The sequence below is a fragment of the Thalassospira sp. CA1 genome, assembly GCF_059052855.1.
Genome location: NZ_JBZCIA010000006.1, coordinates 12,785 through 29,192 on the forward strand (window position 1 = coordinate 12,785; position 16,408 = coordinate 29,192).

13 protein-coding genes are annotated in these 16,408 nt (G+C 56.3%); 12 read left to right on the forward strand and 1 reads right to left on the reverse strand.

What is annotated here, in order from left to right:
* The first annotated feature begins 5 nt into the window (after window positions 1-5).
* The 12 genes from AC5Q5A_RS11695 to AC5Q5A_RS11750 all read left to right on the forward strand — a co-directional run bounded on the left by AC5Q5A_RS11695 (window position 6) and on the right by AC5Q5A_RS11750 (window position 14,998).
* The gene (locus tag AC5Q5A_RS11695; RefSeq protein WP_493895378.1) at window positions 6-1,628 is read left to right on the forward strand and encodes an acyl-CoA dehydrogenase family protein; all 1,623 of its coding nucleotides are present in this window, start codon (window positions 6-8) and stop codon (window positions 1,626-1,628) included.
* Window positions 1,629-1,740: 112 nt separating this feature from the next.
* Window positions 1,741-3,495: a sensor histidine kinase gene (locus AC5Q5A_RS11700; RefSeq protein ID WP_493895379.1), complete on the forward strand. Its 1,755-nt coding sequence runs from the start codon at window positions 1,741-1,743 to the stop codon at window positions 3,493-3,495.
* Window positions 3,464-4,834 carry a sigma-54-dependent transcriptional regulator gene (locus AC5Q5A_RS11705; RefSeq protein WP_493895380.1) on the forward strand — a complete coding sequence of 457 codons (1,371 nt, stop codon included), beginning with the start codon at window positions 3,464-3,466 and terminating at the stop codon, window positions 4,832-4,834. Before AC5Q5A_RS11700 ends, AC5Q5A_RS11705 begins: the two co-directional genes overlap by 32 nt.
* Before the next feature lie 244 nt (window positions 4,835-5,078).
* The gene (locus tag AC5Q5A_RS11710) at window positions 5,079-6,416 is read left to right on the forward strand and encodes an ABC transporter substrate-binding protein (protein ID WP_493895381.1); all 1,338 of its coding nucleotides are present in this window, start codon (window positions 5,079-5,081) and stop codon (window positions 6,414-6,416) included.
* A 21-nt stretch (window positions 6,417-6,437) separates the two neighbouring features.
* Window positions 6,438-7,751, forward strand: a complete 1,314-nt coding sequence (locus tag AC5Q5A_RS11715; protein WP_493895382.1) for an ABC transporter substrate-binding protein — start codon at window positions 6,438-6,440, stop codon at window positions 7,749-7,751.
* 94 nt (window positions 7,752-7,845) lie between these two features.
* Window positions 7,846-8,745 carry a branched-chain amino acid ABC transporter permease gene (locus tag AC5Q5A_RS11720; RefSeq protein WP_008889930.1) on the forward strand — a complete coding sequence of 300 codons (900 nt, stop codon included), beginning with the start codon at window positions 7,846-7,848 and terminating at the stop codon, window positions 8,743-8,745.
* Window position 8,746: 1 nt separating this feature from the next.
* Window positions 8,747-9,694: a branched-chain amino acid ABC transporter permease gene (locus tag AC5Q5A_RS11725; RefSeq protein WP_493895383.1), complete on the forward strand. Its 948-nt coding sequence runs from the start codon at window positions 8,747-8,749 to the stop codon at window positions 9,692-9,694.
* Window positions 9,691-10,467: an ABC transporter ATP-binding protein gene (locus tag AC5Q5A_RS11730; protein WP_063089115.1), complete on the forward strand. Its 777-nt coding sequence runs from the start codon at window positions 9,691-9,693 to the stop codon at window positions 10,465-10,467. The genes AC5Q5A_RS11725 and AC5Q5A_RS11730 overlap by 4 nt, the downstream gene beginning before the upstream one ends.
* Window positions 10,464-11,126, forward strand: a complete 663-nt coding sequence (locus AC5Q5A_RS11735; protein ID WP_063089116.1) for an ABC transporter ATP-binding protein — start codon at window positions 10,464-10,466, stop codon at window positions 11,124-11,126. The genes AC5Q5A_RS11730 and AC5Q5A_RS11735 overlap by 4 nt, the downstream gene beginning before the upstream one ends.
* 47 nt (window positions 11,127-11,173) lie before the next feature.
* Complete coding sequence (locus AC5Q5A_RS11740; protein WP_493895384.1) at window positions 11,174-12,328, forward strand: iron-containing alcohol dehydrogenase; 1,155 nt, start codon at window positions 11,174-11,176, stop codon at window positions 12,326-12,328.
* Between the two features lie 18 nt (window positions 12,329-12,346).
* Window positions 12,347-13,822, forward strand: coding sequence for an NAD-dependent succinate-semialdehyde dehydrogenase (locus AC5Q5A_RS11745; protein ID WP_493895385.1), 1,476 nt, complete (start codon window positions 12,347-12,349; stop codon window positions 13,820-13,822).
* Between the two features lie 21 nt (window positions 13,823-13,843).
* A complete protein-coding gene (locus tag AC5Q5A_RS11750) occupies window positions 13,844-14,998 on the forward strand; it encodes an iron-containing alcohol dehydrogenase (RefSeq protein ID WP_493895386.1) in 1,155 nt (384 codons plus the stop codon).
* A gap of 103 nt (window positions 14,999-15,101) precedes the next feature.
* Here AC5Q5A_RS11750 and AC5Q5A_RS11755 read toward each other — a convergent pair whose 3' ends face one another.
* On the reverse strand, window positions 15,102-16,049 hold the full coding sequence (locus AC5Q5A_RS11755; RefSeq protein WP_493895387.1) for a cyclase family protein: 948 nt from the start codon (window positions 16,047-16,049) through the stop codon (window positions 15,102-15,104).
* Window positions 16,050-16,408: the final 359 nt, after the last annotated feature.

A 16,408-nucleotide genomic window follows, 5' to 3' on the forward strand; every position in this document is an offset into this window, starting at 1 on the left:
CCGTCGTGATCCCCTTCAAAGCCCCGATTGACGATATTCTGTTTGCCCTGTCAGTGACCGGCGATGAAAACCGCGCCACAGAACACGGCTTTGATGCGGAAATCACCCGCGAAATTCTGGATCATTTTGCCCGCTTTGCCGAAGACGTCATCGCCCCGATTGACGAACCGGGCGATCAGGAAGGCTGCCAGATTGTGGATGGCCGGGTCCGGATGCCATCGGGTTTCAGCAACGCCTATCAGGCCTATGTCGAACAGGGCTGGCAATCGATTTCTCTGGCCGAGGAATTTGGTGGTCAGGGTGCCCCGGCCACCGTCTGTGGCGCGATCAGCGAAATACTGGCCGGTGCCTGTCATTCGTTTCAGATGGTCACCGGACTAGTCCCCGGTGCGGCCAGACTGATTGCGCAATTTGGCACAGATGACCAACGCCAGACATGGCTTCCAAAACTGGCATCGGGCAGCCACCTTGCCACCATGTGCCTGACCGAACCGCAAGCAGGCTCAGACCTTTCAGATATCCGCACGGTCGCAAGCCAGCAAGAAGATGGCAGTTGGGTTCTGACCGGGGAGAAGATCTTTATCTCTGGCGGGGATCAGGATCTGAGTGATGAAATACTGCATCTGGTTCTGGCGCGGACCGGCACCCGCGAAGAGGGGGTTCGGGGGCTGACGCTGTTTCTGTGCCCATCCGATAGTGGCGAGAAGGAACGCAACGCCGTCACGGTCACCCGGATCGAAGAAAAGATGGGTTTGCATGCATCACCCACCTGCCAGTTGGCGTTTGACGGCTCAACCGCCACGCCGATTGGCCCGATTGGCAAGGGCTTGATGTGCATGTTCACCATGATGAACCATGCCCGCCTTGATGTCGCCTTGCAGGGGGTGGCACATGCCACCCGCGCCCATCACATCGCCCAAAGCTATGCCGCAGAGCGCAAACAGGGCCGTGACCGAAACACCGGTCAACCGATTTCCATCGATCAGCATCACGACGTTGCGCGCATGCTGGCCCGCCAGGACATGCTGGCCATGACCGGTCGCTTGATGGCCTATAAGACCTTTGCGTTGATGGAGACCGGTACAAATTCCGACCTGATCGAATTCCTGACCCCGATTTGCAAATCGTTCAGCACTGATGCCGGGGTTGAAGCCGCCCAGATCGGTATACAGGTCCTTGGCGGGTATGGCTATTTGCGCGAATACCGGGTGGAACAAACGCTTCGCGATGCGCCCATCTGCCAGATTTACGAAGGCACAAACGGCATTCATGCCCTGACCCTTGCCGGTCGTTTGACCCGCCACAAGGACGGCGCAAGTGCCAGGGCGTTCGAGGCCCTGATCAGCGACCTGATCGCGGGCACCCGCGGTGATAACGAGCTGGCAAAACAGCTTTTGGCATACTGGCAAAAGATGACATCAGAAATCATCGCCAGTGACACGCCGGAAAAATTCGCCCACGATTATATGCAGATCAGCGCGGCAACCTATGGCGTGGCACTTTGGACGGAACTCGCAGATCGACTTTCAGCCGATCAAACCAGCCGCTATGAGAAATGCCTGGCGCAGGTAATCGAATGGGGCCGTGTCACACACGCCTGCAGCACCGCAAGCATGGCGCATCGCTAAAGCCATGGATGCCTCCTCGCCGTCAAACTTGAGCATTTAAATTAAACACGTTTCTTTGGCACGTGGGCCAATTTATAGTTCGAGAACCGAGTCCTAATTCAAGGGAACGCTTTTGGCCGGATTTCATTGGTCCCGAAATCAACGACTAAGCCTTGTTGGCCGATATACCTTGTTGTCGGTCGGTGTTGTCGTGTGCGCGCTTCTGGCACTCAGTTTCTTTTATCAGCGCTTTTCCAATGAACTGATTGACCGTCTGACAGGCGAACGGCTCAGCGCGCAGGTCGCGGCGACATCAAACAAGCTTTCTGCCTTTCTTGATGCGCGCATCTATCAGTTGGTCACCTTGTCAAACCACCCGGCCCTGCCGGCCTTTATTGAAGCGCCGAACTCCCCACAGGCGGAAGAGGCCCTGACGCTGCTTCGGGTGGAGGCAGATTCGCCTGACCTTTATGGTGTGCTGTTTTTTGACTGGTACGATAATCTTGATCGGTTGGTCGCAGGCCAAGCCGCGTCGGGACCGCCTTATTGGTCGAAAAACGGCTGGGATATTTCCGGCCTGCCGCGTGTCGAGCATGAAGGTATTGAGTTTATCGGCCCCAAATTGCCTGAAAATGGCAATTCCGGCTGGATTTTAATGCGTGCACATATTCGTGATACCGGTCTGGGGCAGAACACGTCTGTCGCCCTGCATGTCCGTCTGGCATCCCTGACCGAGCTTCTGGCAAGTGCCGGGGTGTCGGGCGTGATTGATCCGCTTTTGCGTACGCCGGGCGGTATTGTTCTTGATGCGACCGGGCGCCCGACCGAGGTCACTGGCGAACTGATTGAAGGCCCAAGCATCCTTCCGGGATGGAACCTTGTAATGAGTGTTCGACCGGGCACCATCCTGCAACCGATTGATGAAACGCGCTTTTGGCTGACGGTGACAGCCGCCGTCATCATTGTGGTTATTCTGGCGATCTTTTTTGCCCTGTCGCGCAGCCTGCGCCGACGGGTCGATACACTTGTTCAGGGGGCACACAGTATTGCGTCGGGCGATCTGTATTACCGCCTGCCCGAAGGTCGCCGTCGCGATGAAATCAGCACGGTCGCCAAGGCCTTCAACACCATGGCCTGGCAGCTTAAAGACCTGATTGATCGGACAGTGCGCGCCGAAAAGCTTGCCGTTCTGGGCCAGTTTGCCACCGGTGTGGCGCATGAGGTCCGCAATCCGCTGGCCACGATGAAAACCACCGTTCAGGCCCTTGTGCGCAAGGAACCCGATGGCGAGCGCAAAACACTTTTGGATGATATGGGCCACCAGATTGATCGTCTGTCACGCGTGGTGAATGATCTTCTGGCTTATGGCCGACCGGGTGAGGCCTGCCCGCAGGAAACCGAAATACGGGATCTTTTCCGACAGTCATCGCGCGTCCTGACCCCGGTCGCCGAAGAGGCCCAGGTGCGGTTTTACACCAGCGGCGATTCCCGCCTGACGATCTTTGTCGACCCGGACCAGGTGCTGCAGATCCTGCTGAATATCGGGATCAACGCCATTCAGGCCTGCCAGCCCGGCGGCACTGTGAGCCTGCGCGCAGAACGCCACCAGGATCAGGTCGAGATCCGCGTCACCGATGATGGTTCGGGCATCCCCAAAGAGCATTTGCTTGACGTCGTGCAGCCATTTTTTACCATGAAAAGCAAAGGAACCGGACTTGGCCTGACAATCAGCCAACAACTGGTCGAGTCAAATAACGGTTCAATCCATATTGAAAGTGCCCCGCAAGAGGGCACAACAATCACATTGAAGTTCCCGGCAACGAAATCGGAAACTTCAAAGGAGGAAACATCGAAAAATGCCCCGCCAGATCAGGATTCTGATCGTTGATGATGAGGAATCATTCGTCCGATCACTAAGCTTTGCCCTTCGTACCGAAGGCATGGATGTCACCGGCGTCCATTCCGGTGAAGATGCGTTTTTGCAAGTCCGTGAAAACAAGTTCGATATCATCCTGCTTGATCTGCGCCTGCCCGGTGCCAATGGCATGGAGGTCCTTGATAGCATCCGCAAACTTGATATCGACGTGCCCGTCATCATGATTTCGGCCCATGGCGATACCCGTGCGGCGGTAAAGGCCGTCAAACTCGGTGCCGCCGATTACCTGAGCAAGCCGTTCGAACTTGATGAGCTGATCCACACGATCAACACCACCCTTGATCAGAACCGCACTGCGCTTGAGCTTGATTACCACCGCAAGCGCAATGTCCCGACCAACGGTCTGATTGGCGAATGCGCACCGATGCGCGAATTGCGCACAACAATCGACCGTGTCGCACAAAGCAGTGCCAGCCGCATCCTGTTGCAAGGCGAGTCCGGGACCGGCAAGGCGCTGGTTGCGCGTGCCATTCACGGCCAAAGCCCGCGTGCTTCAAACGCCTTTATCGAGGTCAACTGTGCCGCCCTGCCAGAACAGCTGATTGAAAGCGAACTGTTTGGCGCCGAAAAGGGCTCCTACACCGGTGCGCATCAGAAACGCACCGGCCTTGTCCGTCTTGCCGATAGTGGCAGTCTGTTTCTGGATGAAATCGGCGAATTGCCGCTGGCGCTGCAGGCGAAGTTCTTGCACTTCCTTGAAAACGGCGACTATCGCCCGGTCGGGAGCGAACATTCCGCATCGGCCGATGTCCGCGTGATTGCCGCGACCAACCGTGATCTTGCCGAGGAAGTCCGTCTGGGCAATTTCCGTGAAGACCTGTTTTACCGCCTGAACGTCATCACCATTGATATCCCCGCCCTGCGCCACCGCGGCGAGGACATTATCAAACTGGTCGACCATTTCGCCGATCATCAGGCCAAGGCCGAAGGATGCCATCCGATCCATTTTGACGATGCAACCCTTAATCTGCTGCGCCACCATCGCTGGCGCGGCAATGTGCGCGAACTTAAAAACCTGATTGAGCGTCTGACCATTCTTTATCCGTCCAAACAGATTTCGCCGGACTTGCTGCCGGCTGAATTCCACGTCACGGATGATAACCCGGATGATCTGCATGGCGGAGTTTCGGATGGTAATGCGCAATTGCAGGACCGCATGGACAACACCGAGCGTCATCTGGTGCAAGACGCGCTTGATCAGGCCGACGGTCACAAAGGCCGTGCGGCAGAAATACTTGGTATTTCACGTCATGCCCTGAAACGCCGACTACAAAGGCTGGGCCTGCAATAACTTATCCCCAACCCGAAGCATTTCCGATGCACCCTTGAGCGGTTTCCGCTCAAGGGTGTTTTGCTGTTTGAGCGCCTAACGCTCAAATTCGCGCTCAAGACCGTTCCATGATTTTGGCCCAAAACAGTCAATCGCGCGGCTTTCCTGACTTTGCGCCGAAATTTCGCAACTGGCACAGCCTTTGCGGAATAGCGAGACAAAGGTACAAACGCGGATGGAACAACCATTCGCAGGGAGGAAAGTCATGGAGATGCTCAAACACCCGGTTTCCGGGTGCATCACCATTATTGTAGCCACGTTCGCACTGTTTGCGGCCAATACCGCAAAGGCAGAACGTTTTGAGCTGGGCGCATCTGCACAGAACGCAGATGCTGTCATCGGCTGTTTGTACCCGATGACCGGACGGTCGGCCACCTATGGCCGCGACAGTATTTCCGGCATCAAGATCGCCCTTCAGGACCTCGAAGCCGAAGCAAAATCCGGCCTGGATGTGCCCAATCTGCGCGTCATCGCCGATGACCCGCGATCAAAGGCATCCTATGCGGTCCGGCTGGCACAGGATTTCATCACCAATGACAATGCCAAGTTCTTCTGCGGCATCGTGTCATCAGGTGTGGCCCACGCCGTGAGCGATCTCGCCAAGAACGAAAAGATCATCATGGTCGGTACCGATCATGCGTCATCGCGGCTCAGCATCGAGGCCGGTCACGATTATTACTTCCGCGTCACCAATGACAGCTGGACGTCGATGGCCGCCGGTGCGCGCTATTTACGCGATCTGCAAAAGGAAACCGGCTGGAAACGCCTTGCCTTTGTCGGACCGGATTATGATTACGGCCATGTTTCCTGGACGGACCTGCAACTCGCCCTTGATGAACTGGGTGTCGAATATGAGACCGTCGGCGATCTGTGGCCGAAGCTTTATGAGCCGGATTATTCGATCTATATCAACGCCCTGCAATCGGCGAAGGCCGACGTGGTCGTAACCGCCCTTTGGGGCGGGGATTTCATCGCCTTTATCAAACAGGCGGCATCAACCCGTTTCTTTGAAACCACCCGTCTGGCCAATTTCGATACCGGTGCAAATTACGATGTGATGATGGCCCTTGGCGATCAGCCCTATCCGGGTTTGATCCTGTCGGCACGCCATCACAATAACTGGCCCGACACCGGACGTAACAAGCGGTTCGTCAAACAGTTTCACGACATGACCGGGCGTTATCCGACCTATGCGGCCGAAGGCGCCTATACCGGGATCATCGCCATTGCACGCGCCATTGAAAAGGCTGGCGGCGTTGACGATGACCGCGCGCTCATCACCGCACTTGAGGGATTGCAACTGGCCCTGCCCGAAGATCCGCCGGGATTTGCATCCTATATCGATCCCGAAACTCACCAGATTGTCCAGGCGCAAGCCGTGGGCACGGTCGTCCACAACGAAGACTTTCCGCCATCGAAACTGATGGTAGGGAACTGGGCGATCTACGATGCCGAAGACCTCAAACCATCAAAAGAGATGGTCAAACGTCGCCGCGATGCCGTGGCCGGCGGGTCGGAGGCAGTTCCACCGCCAACTCCATGACCTTTCCCAAGGGAGGAAATAGTGAAGAACAATAAATCAAAATTCAGCAAATACCTTGTATCGGGCGTCGCAGCGCTTGCCCTTGCAGCTGGCACAGCCGGTTCTGCATCGGCCGCTGAGAACGGCAAATTCCGCGTCGGGATCGTGACCTTCCTGTCCGGTCCGGCAGCTGGTCCGTTCGGCGTTCCGTCGGCAAATGCCGCCAAGGTTCTTGTTGAAGAACTGAACAAGGGCAACCTGCCCGCACCATACGACAAGATCGGCATCAATGGTGCTGAAATCGAAGCTGTGATCATCGACGAAGCCGGTGGTGCAACCAAGCAGGTTGAAGAATACCGCAACCTTGTTCAGCGTCAGAAAGTCGATGCTGTCATTGGCTATGTTTCTTCGGGCGACTGCCTGGCAATTGCGCCGGTTGCCGAAGAACTGAAAACCTTCACCATCGCATATGATTGCGGTACTCCCCGCCTGTTTGCGGATAACCCGGACGCGCAATACATGTTCCGTACCGGTCTTGACGCATCTGTCGATAACATCGGTGCTGTTCGTTACCTTGCGGCAACCCGCCCGGACGTTACACGTCTTGCCGGCATTCAGCAGAACTATTCCTGGGGTCAGGACAGCTGGGCTGACTTCACCGCCGCTGCATCGGCACTCCTCCCTGAGGCAGAAGTTGTCGAAGAACAGTTCCCGAAAATCTATCAGGGCCAGTACGGTGCTGAAATCTCTGCCCTGTCCGTGAAACGCCCGGAAATCGTTCACAGCTCCTTCTGGGGCGGTGACATGGAAGCCCTGGTTCTGCAGGCAAATGCCCGTGGTCTGCTTGAAGACGCCACCGGCCTTCTGACCTGCGGCGAAGCATCCTTTGCCACTTACAAGGATCAAGCCCCGAACGGCATGATCATCGGTGCACGTGGCCCGTTTGGCCAGTTTGCTCCGGACAACGAACTGAACACCTGGTTTGAGGGTGTCTATCAAAACGCCTATGACCTTGAGCCGGTCTATCCGGCAACCAAGATGGCCCAGGCGATCCTTGGTCTGAAATATGCCGCCGAGAATGCCGGTGTCGCCGATAAGGAAATCCCGTCGGCAGAGCAACTTGCTGCTGCGATGAAGGGTGCAACCTTTGAGTCGGTTTCGGGCACGGTTGAAATGGCACGCGGCAATGGTCATCAGGCCATGCAGGGTATCACCTATGGTGAATACCACTATGAAAATGGCGTTGCCTCGATCAAGAACGCTGTTTCGTTTGATGGCGAATGCGTAACACCCCCGGAAGGTGTTGCTGCTGCGGACTGGATCGCAGACGGCTTCCCGGGCGCTAAGTGTAACTAAGTTGACCGCTCTGTTTCACAGAGCTTCCTGATCCTGCGGACATCCCGTCTCCCTTGGGATGTCCGCCCCTTTCCCTGCACACTGGATATTTGTGATGACAAGTCTTCTTGCCGTCCTGATTGATGGCTCGATCTATGCATCGTGGCTGTTTCTTGTGGCTGCCGGCCTGACCGTGATTTACGGGGTGATGCGCATCCTGAACATGGCGCATGGCAGCTTTTATGCCATCGGCGCCTATTCGGCAGCGTCACTGGTTGGCTGGTATTTCAACAACGGCATGGGCCCGGCATGGGTCAGCTATTTATTGCTGGTTGGTGCCGCGCTGGTTGCCGGTCTGATTGTCGGTGTGATCGTCGAACGCGGATTGCTGCGCCTCATGTATGGCCGCGACGAAATCCTGATGGTGATCATTACCTATGCCCTTCTTCTGATCCTTGAAGACGGTATGAAAATCGTCTGGGGTGTCAGCCCGTATTTCGCCTATCAGCCTTATTCCGAGCTTGGGCGAACATCGCTCGGCTTGCTTAAGGTTTCCAATTACGACGTCGCCCTGGTCGGGGTTTCCGCATTGCTTGGGCTTGGCCTGTGGGCGTGGCTTGAACGCACCAACCAGGGCAAGGTCCTGCGTGCAGTGATCCATGACCGCGAAATCGCGGTTGCCATGGGCGTGAACGTGAAACTGATGTTCACCATCACCTTCGTTCTGGGCACCACACTGGGCGCACTTGCCGGTGCGCTGACTGCGCCTGCGATCTCAGTAGTGCCGGGGATCGGCATCGAAGTGATCGTTCTGGCCTTTGCCGTGGTGGTTATCGGTGGCCTTGGCAGCATCGGGGGGGCCGCTGTTGGTGCCCTTTTGGTCGGCCTAAGCCGTGCAGCCGCCGTTCACTATGCCCCTGAATTCGAACTGTTCGTCATTTATGGCGTGATGTCACTGGTTCTGGCGTTCCGTCCCGAAGGCCTGTTTGGCCGTACTTTGGCGAGGAAAATCTGACATGCGCCTTGATAAAACTGAAATCTCGCTCGGACTGATCGCGCTTGCCTGCGTTCTGTTCGGCTTCGTTTCGCCGGGTTGGCTGATCTTCCTTTTGACCATCGCACTGGCCAAGGCACTTGTCGTCCAGGGCGTCGTCATGCAGATGCGTTCCGGCCTCGTATCCTTTGGTCAGGGCCTGTTCTATTGCATCGGTGGTTACACCGTTGGCATGGGTGGCCAGTTCTTTGGCATTCATGATGCGATTGCTGCCCTGTCACTTGGCATGTTTGTCGCAATCGTTGTTGCCATGCTGTTGGGTCTGTTGCTGACGCGCTATCGCGAAATCTTCTTTGCCATGCTGTCGCTGGCGTTTTCGATGATCCTGTTTGGCATCCTTGTCAAAAGTCAGGAACTGGGCAGCACGGACGGCTTTAACGTTCATGACTGGACCCTGTTTGGCTGGGCCCCCGAAGCAGGCGCTGGCAGCCAGCACACCGTCTTTACCATGACTGTGGTCTCTGGTCTGATCGTTGCTGTTCTGATCCATCGTTACACCAAGGCAGGCATTGGCGTCATTTGCGAGGCTGTTCGCGAAAATGAAGTCCGTGTTGAATATCTTGGTCTGTCACCGCGCTGGTTGCTTTATGGCAACTATGTTGCTGCGGCGGCGGTATCGGCCCTTGGCGGCGGTTTGACGGCGCTGGCCACCGGTCACGTTGATCCGGAGATGGCCTATTGGACCACGTCGGGCGAATTTGTCTTCATCGCGCTTTTGGGTGGTTTGGGCCACGTGGCAGCTCCGTTTATTGCGGCCATCGTGTTCTCGTTCGTGCGGACCTACGCCATCGAATTCGTTCCCCATACCTGGCAGATGATCCTCGGTTTCACGCTGCTTGCGGTCATTATCTTCCTGCCCAAAGGGCTGTGGAGCCTGGTCAGCCGTAAAAAAACAGGAGAACGGGCATGACCTGCATTCTTGAAACACGTTCGCTGAACAAGGAATTCGGCGCGGTCATCGCCGCAAAGGATTTGAACGTTCAGATCAACAAGGGTGAAGTCGTTGGTGTGATCGGCTCCAACGGGGCTGGCAAAACGACCTTCATCAACATGGTGACGGGCTATCTCAAGCCGACGCGCGGCGAGATCCTGTTTAACGGCAAGTCTATCATGGGCCATTCCCCGCGCGCGATCACGAGGGCCGGCATGGCGCGTTCCTTCCAGGTTGCGCAGCTGTTCCCGGAAATGACCGTGCTCGACAACCTGATTGTCGCGCTGGCTGCGGCCGAAAGCGCCCGTCCGAGTTTCCTAAGCCCCCTTCGCAGCGATGCCCGCATCGCCAGAGCTGAGGAAATCCTTAAGGAATTCGGTGTCGAAAACTATCGCGATTCACTGGTAACCGCCGTTCCGCAGGGTGCGCGTAAACTGGTTGATATCGCCATGGCGTTGATCGGCAATCCTCAGATGCTGCTGCTTGATGAACCGACCAGTGGCGTCAGCGTGGATGAAAAAACCGACCTGATGGATACGGTCATGAATGCCGTGCGTCAGCATGGCGTGACGGTGCTGTTTGTCGAACATGACATGGATGTCGTCGAACGCTATGTCTCGCGCGTTCTGGCATTCTATAGCGGCGAAATCATTGCTGATGGCGAACCTGCGGCTGTTCTCGCCGATCAGCAGGTCCGCGATCTTGTGACCGGCCATCGTCCCACAACCAAACAAGGGAATGGCGCATCATGACCCTGGAAATCAGTAATCTCGATGTATCGATCGGTAATATTCCGATCCTGCGCGATGTCTCGCTTTCGGTGCCGTCCGGCAAGATGTTTGGCCTGATCGGCCATAACGGGGCGGGCAAGACCACGCTGATGCGTGCAATCATGGGCCTTCTGGACGCAGATCAGGGCACCATCACCTTTGATGGGCAGGACCTGCGCAAGATGGCTGACTTTGCCCGTGCCAAAGCCGGCATCAGCTATATGCCCGAAGATCGCCGTCTGATCCCGTCCCTGACGGTCGAGGAAAACATTCTTCTTCCGGCCTGGACCAACGGTATTGCGGACGCCGCGGAACGGTTGAAATGGGTCTATGACCTGCTGCCGGAAATCGCCCAGTTCCGGGATCGCCGTGCGCTGCAGCTTTCCGGCGGTCAGCAGAAACTGGTCTCGCTCGGGCGTGCATTGATGCCCGGTCGCAATCTTTTGTTGCTCGATGAACCGTTCGAAGGGGTCGCACCGGTCCTGTCACGCCGACTGTCGGAAGTCATTTCCGATCTTGGCAGCAGCGGGCTGTGCGTTCTGATCTCTGAATCTGATGACAGCCACTCCGCCGATCTGGTGGCGGGCAGTTATCGCATCGAACGTGGCACCGTTTCCAAGGCGGAACTGGAAACCGCCTGATCCCGACGACAGCCCCAACAACAGACATGTCAAAAGACGAGGTCCCCATGTCAGACTTTGTGTTTGAAACCACCCCTCGCGTCATCTGCGAGTTCGACGGTGCCTTGCAACTCGGCACCCTGTGCAAGGAGTTCGGCGCGAAACGCGCCGTTCTTCTGTCCGATCCGGGCTTGCAGAAGGTTGGCCTGATCGACGCCCCTTATGCGGCACTTAAGGAAGCCGGGATTGAAACCCTGCTTTGGACCGATGTTCAGGCAGACCCGCCCGAGGAAAGCATTCTTGCCGCGGTCAAAGGCGCCCGTGACTTCAAGGCCGATATCGTCATCGGCCTTGGCGGCGGTTCATCGCTTGATACCGCAAAACTGGTCGCCCTTCTGTGTGGCAAGGATCAGAAACTTGACGGGATCTATGGCATCGGTCTGGCAACCGGCCCGCGCCTGCCGCTTATTCAGGTGCCGACCACGGCGGGTACCGGTTCGGAAGTCACCCCGATTTCGATCGTCACCACACCGACGCACGAGAAAAAGGGCGTGGTATCCAGCCTGCTTTATCCCGATGTCGCACTGCTTGATGCCAAACTGACCATGGGTCTTCCGGCCCCGATCACGGGCATGACCGGCATTGATGCCATGGTGCACGCCATCGAGGCCTACACCACCAAGCACAAGAAAAATGCCCTGTCGGACGGACTTGCCATCCGCGCGATGCAGCTGATGACCGCCCATATCGATGATGCGGTTTCTGCCACCCCGTCACGCGAAGCCCGTGAAGCCATGCTTCAGGGGTCCATGCTGGCCGGAATGGCCTTTGCCAATGCCCCGGTCGCAGCGGTTCATGCCCTTGCCTATCCTCTCGGCGGGCATTTCCATGTCCCGCATGGACACAGTAATGCGCTGGTCCTGATCGAGGTTTTGAAATTCAACCGGGATGCGGCCGTATCGCAATATGCCGAACTCGCCCGCGCCATTCTGCCGGATGAAAAGTTCGCAAATGATGATGCTGCCTGTGATCGCTTCATTGCTTTCATGACCGACATGGTCGAACGCATGCCGTTCAGCCGCACCTTGCGCGAAGTCGGCGTGGCGGAAAGCGATCTGGACATGCTGGCGACCGATGCGATGAAGGTGGAACGCCTTTTGATCAACAATCCGCGTGAAATGACGTTCGACGCCGCCCGCGCGATCTATGCCGCCGTGCTGTAACGAAAAGGAATAGCCACCATGACCATCCAGCTAAATGATACTGGCCTTTGGCAAACCCAGGGGTATATCGACGGCAAATGGGTTGCATCCGACAGCGGCAAGACCTTTGCGGTTGTTGACCCGGCCACCGGCCAACATCTTGCCGATGTGCCCGATATGGGCGCGGCCGAAACCAATCGTGCGATCGATGCCGCCGATGCCGCCCTTCCAACTTGGCGGGCCAAAACCGCCAAGGAACGTGCAAATGTGTTGCGCAAATGGTTTGACCTCTGCATGGCGGCACAGGCCGACCTTGCATTGCTGATGACCCGCGAACAGGGCAAACCCCTGGCCGAGGCATCCGGCGAAGTGGCCTATGGCGCGTCCTTCCTTGAATGGTTTGCCGAAGAGGGCAAACGCATTTATGGCGATGTCATCCCGTCGCATGGGGCGGACAAACGCATCATCACCGTCAAACAGCCGATTGGTGTTGTTGCCGCGATCACGCCGTGGAACTTCCCGATGGCAATGATCACGCGCAAATGTGCCCCGGCCCTTGCCGCGGGTTGCACTGTCGTCATCAAACCGGCGGAAGATACGCCACTTACCGCGCTTGCACTGGTCGAATTGGCCAAACGTGCCGGGTTCCCCGATGGCGTAATCAATATCGTCACGGCATCACACGGGGCGGAAATCGGTGGTGAACTGACTGCCAACCCGATCGTGCGCAAGTTGTCCTTCACCGGCTCCACACAGGTCGGCAAACTTTTGATGCGTCAGTGTTCTGATACCGTCAAAAAAGTCAGCCTGGAGCTTGGCGGCAATGCACCGTTTATTGTCTTTGACGATGCCGATCTGGATGCGGCCGTTGCAGGCGCGATTGCCTCGAAATACCGCAATGCCGGTCAGACCTGCGTCTGTGCCAACCGCATTCTGGTTCAGGAAGGTGTCTATGACGCCTTTGCCGCCAAACTGGCCGAGGCCGTTGGCAAACTGCGCGTTGGCCACGGGACCGAAGAAGGTGTTACCCAAGGGCCGCTGATCAATGCCAAGGCAATTGAAAAAGTCGAGGCACTTGTCGAAGACGCCGTTTCCCGTGGTGCAAAAGCCGTTCTGGGCGGTGATCGCGTCAAGGCAGACAGCAACTTCTACACCCCGACCATCCTGACCGGGGTGACGTCGGATATGCGGATTTTCTCCGAGGAAATCTTTGGTCCGGTTGCGCCGCTGTTCAAATTCAGTAGCGAAGAAGACGCCATTCGCATGGCCAATGACACGCCATTTGGTCTGGCGGCCTATTTCTATGCCCGTGATATCGGCCGCATCTGGCGGGTTGGCGAGGCGCTTGAATACGGCATCGTTGGCATCAACGAAGGCATAATTTCGACCGAATCAGCCCCGTTTGGCGGGGTCAAGGAATCCGGCATCGGCCGCGAAGGGTCAAAATACGGCGTCGATGATTTTGTCGAGATTAAATATATGTGCCTCGGCGGTCTTGCCGGGAATGCCAACTGATCCCGGATAAGGAGACACATCATGAGTTTCATGTTCCGAAGCGTGCCGCGCATCGTCTGCGAAGCCGGTGGCATTGCAAAGACCGGCAGCCTGATGACGGAACTCGGCGCCAGCCGTGTCACCATTGTCTGCGATCCGGGCATCGTCAAACTGGGCTTTGCGCAAACGGCGCAAGATGCACTTGAGGCCGCCGGTATCGCGGTTCAGGTATTTTCTGACGTTGAAGCGGACCCGCCCCAGAAAATCGTCGAAGCCGCCATTGCCGGTGCACGTGACTGGAAGGCGGATGGCGTAATCGGCCTTGGCGGCGGCAGCTCGCTTGATAGTGCCAAGCTGGTTGCATTGCTTGCCAACAGCGATCAGACCATAGAAGAGATCTATGGGGTAGACAAGGCAACCGGTGATCGCCTGCCGTTGATCCAGATCCCGACCACCGCCGGGACCGGATCAGAAGTTACATGGGTGTCGGTGATTACCGATAACGACCACCTCAAACAGGTTGTCTACACCCCGCAACTGATGCCCGATATCGCCCTTCTTGATGCGGAACTGACCTATGGCCTGCCGCAAAAGGTCACAGCAGCCACGGGCCTTGATGCCATGGTCCATGCGATCGAAGGCTATACCAGCCGCACACGCAAAAACCCGATTGCCGATGGCATGGCGGTCACCGCCCTTTCGCTGCTTGGCAAGAACCTGATGAAGGTGATTGAGAATCCGGGCGACAAGGAAGCACGCTCTGCCATGTTGCAGGGATCGCTGATTGCCGGGATGGCCTTTGCCAATGCATCGGTTGCCGCCATTCATGGATTGGCCTATCCGCTGGGCGCGCGTTTCCACATACCGCATGGTCATGCCAATGCGCTGGTCATGGCACAAGTCATCCGCTTTAACCTGCCAGCCGCGAAAAAGCTGTATGCTGAACTCGCCCCGTGCCTGATCGAAGGGATCGATTTCGGCAGCGAAGACGCCGCCGCCGAGGCGTTCGTCAAACGGATCGAGGAAATGGTCCCGGCCAGCGGTCTTGAAATCCGCCTGCGCGATCTTGGCGTCACCGAAGAGTCCCTGCCGGAAATGGCCGAGGAAGTCTTTACCAAGATCCATCGCCTGATCGACAGCAATCCGCGCGACATGACCGCCAAGGAGATCGAGGCGATTTATCGGAGCGTTTATTGATTTGCCCGTTTGCAAACTTCGGTTTGTATCGTGGCACAAGAACCGGCGGCCTGTTTGGTCGCTTGGCCGCCGGTTCTAAAGTTATCAAGATGATCAGACCGGCTTAGCGAATGGCAACCGGGTTGATGATCATCTGTACAGCGCCCTTAAGCTTTGCCTGCCCGAGAACAAACAGGAACTCGTGCGCCCGGTCTGCGGCCAGGTCCCGTGTGACGATATTTTCAAGAATATAGACACCGTTTTCTGCCAGAAGCTTCACATGGACCGGGAAGAAAGCACTCGGATCTTCATGGGGAACAGCTTCAAGCCCCCATGTATCGGCACCAACGGCCACAACACCCTGATTTGCCAACCATTCTGCTGCTTCCAGACCAAGGCCCGGTTCGGTCGTTCCATAAAGCTCATTGTCTTTACCAACCAGGTCGAGCCATCCAGTATGGATCAGAGCCACATCTCCCTTGCGAATTTCGGTACCCGCAGCTTTTTGGGCCGCCAAGATGTCCTCAAGGGTGATGACATAGCCACCTTCAAGACGATCAGTCCCCTTGATCGCAGCAACGTCGAGCAAGACACCACGTGTTGCCATTGGCGGCACATGTTCGATGCCCAGCTTGGTCAGGCCGGTGGCTGCGACCATGTCTTCGGCGTGGTTATTGTTATAATAGGTATGATGATCACCCAGATGGCCCAGACCATCAATCTGTGTCCCGACACCGAGCCAGCCGGTGAACATGTCATCGTTATAGGTTCCTGCATTGCTGCCGATTGTTTTGTTACCGCTTTGTCCAGGCGAGAAAACCGTCACAGCGACACCACGTGGTGCAAAGGCCGGCGTATCACGTGAAATTTCCATCCCCAGTGAATAGACCTTGCCTTCGGAAATCAGCTTACTGGCTGCAAGTGTTACTTCCGAAGTCAGATAGTTCGCTGCCCCGATTTGATCATCAGGTCCAAACGGTGATGTAAACCGGTCATCGGCCGAAGCGGAACCTATTGCGCCGATAAGACCAAGCATCATGGATGCAGAGACAAGCATTTTTGCTTTTTGCATTTTTTCCTCCCTAAGTTGATAAGGACTCAGGGAGCAGCAATTATAATGCCAACAAAAAATGGCTCAAAACGGCGATCATTAAAAGAAATTTGAGCGGCAACCGATCAATCGAACACCTTACATGATCGGTTATCGCTCCGGCAAAACATGCAGGCGATCAGCCTGTCTCACCAAGCTCGCAATTTTTGTCATTCTATCTTTTGGGAAAAGTGATGGTGCCCCCGGGGAGAATCGAACTCCCACTCACTAAGTGAAACAGATTTTGAGGCAGAAAATAATGCAATAAAATCAATGATATTTCTTAATAACCAAACGACTAAAGAGTCTTACAGGGGAGAAGTTTTGAAGAGTTCCCACAA

Coding starts and splice junctions, on each gene's coding strand:
- AC5Q5A_RS11745 (WP_493895385.1), top strand. CDS start 12,347: ATGACCATCCAGCTAAATGATACTGGCCTTTGGCAAACCCAGGGGTAT.
- AC5Q5A_RS11750 (WP_493895386.1), top strand. CDS start 13,844: ATGAGTTTCATGTTCCGAAGCGTGCCGCGCATCGTCTGCGAAGCCGGT.
- AC5Q5A_RS11705 (WP_493895380.1), top strand. CDS start 3,464: ATGCCCCGCCAGATCAGGATTCTGATCGTTGATGATGAGGAATCATTC.
- AC5Q5A_RS11755 (WP_493895387.1), bottom strand. CDS start 16,049: ATGCAAAAAGCAAAAATGCTTGTCTCTGCATCCATGATGCTTGGTCTT.
- AC5Q5A_RS11740 (WP_493895384.1), top strand. CDS start 11,174: ATGTCAGACTTTGTGTTTGAAACCACCCCTCGCGTCATCTGCGAGTTC.
- AC5Q5A_RS11725 (WP_493895383.1), top strand. CDS start 8,747: ATGCGCCTTGATAAAACTGAAATCTCGCTCGGACTGATCGCGCTTGCC.
- AC5Q5A_RS11720 (WP_008889930.1), top strand. CDS start 7,846: ATGACAAGTCTTCTTGCCGTCCTGATTGATGGCTCGATCTATGCATCG.
- AC5Q5A_RS11710 (WP_493895381.1), top strand. CDS start 5,079: ATGGAGATGCTCAAACACCCGGTTTCCGGGTGCATCACCATTATTGTA.
- AC5Q5A_RS11730 (WP_063089115.1), top strand. CDS start 9,691: ATGACCTGCATTCTTGAAACACGTTCGCTGAACAAGGAATTCGGCGCG.
- AC5Q5A_RS11735 (WP_063089116.1), top strand. CDS start 10,464: ATGACCCTGGAAATCAGTAATCTCGATGTATCGATCGGTAATATTCCG.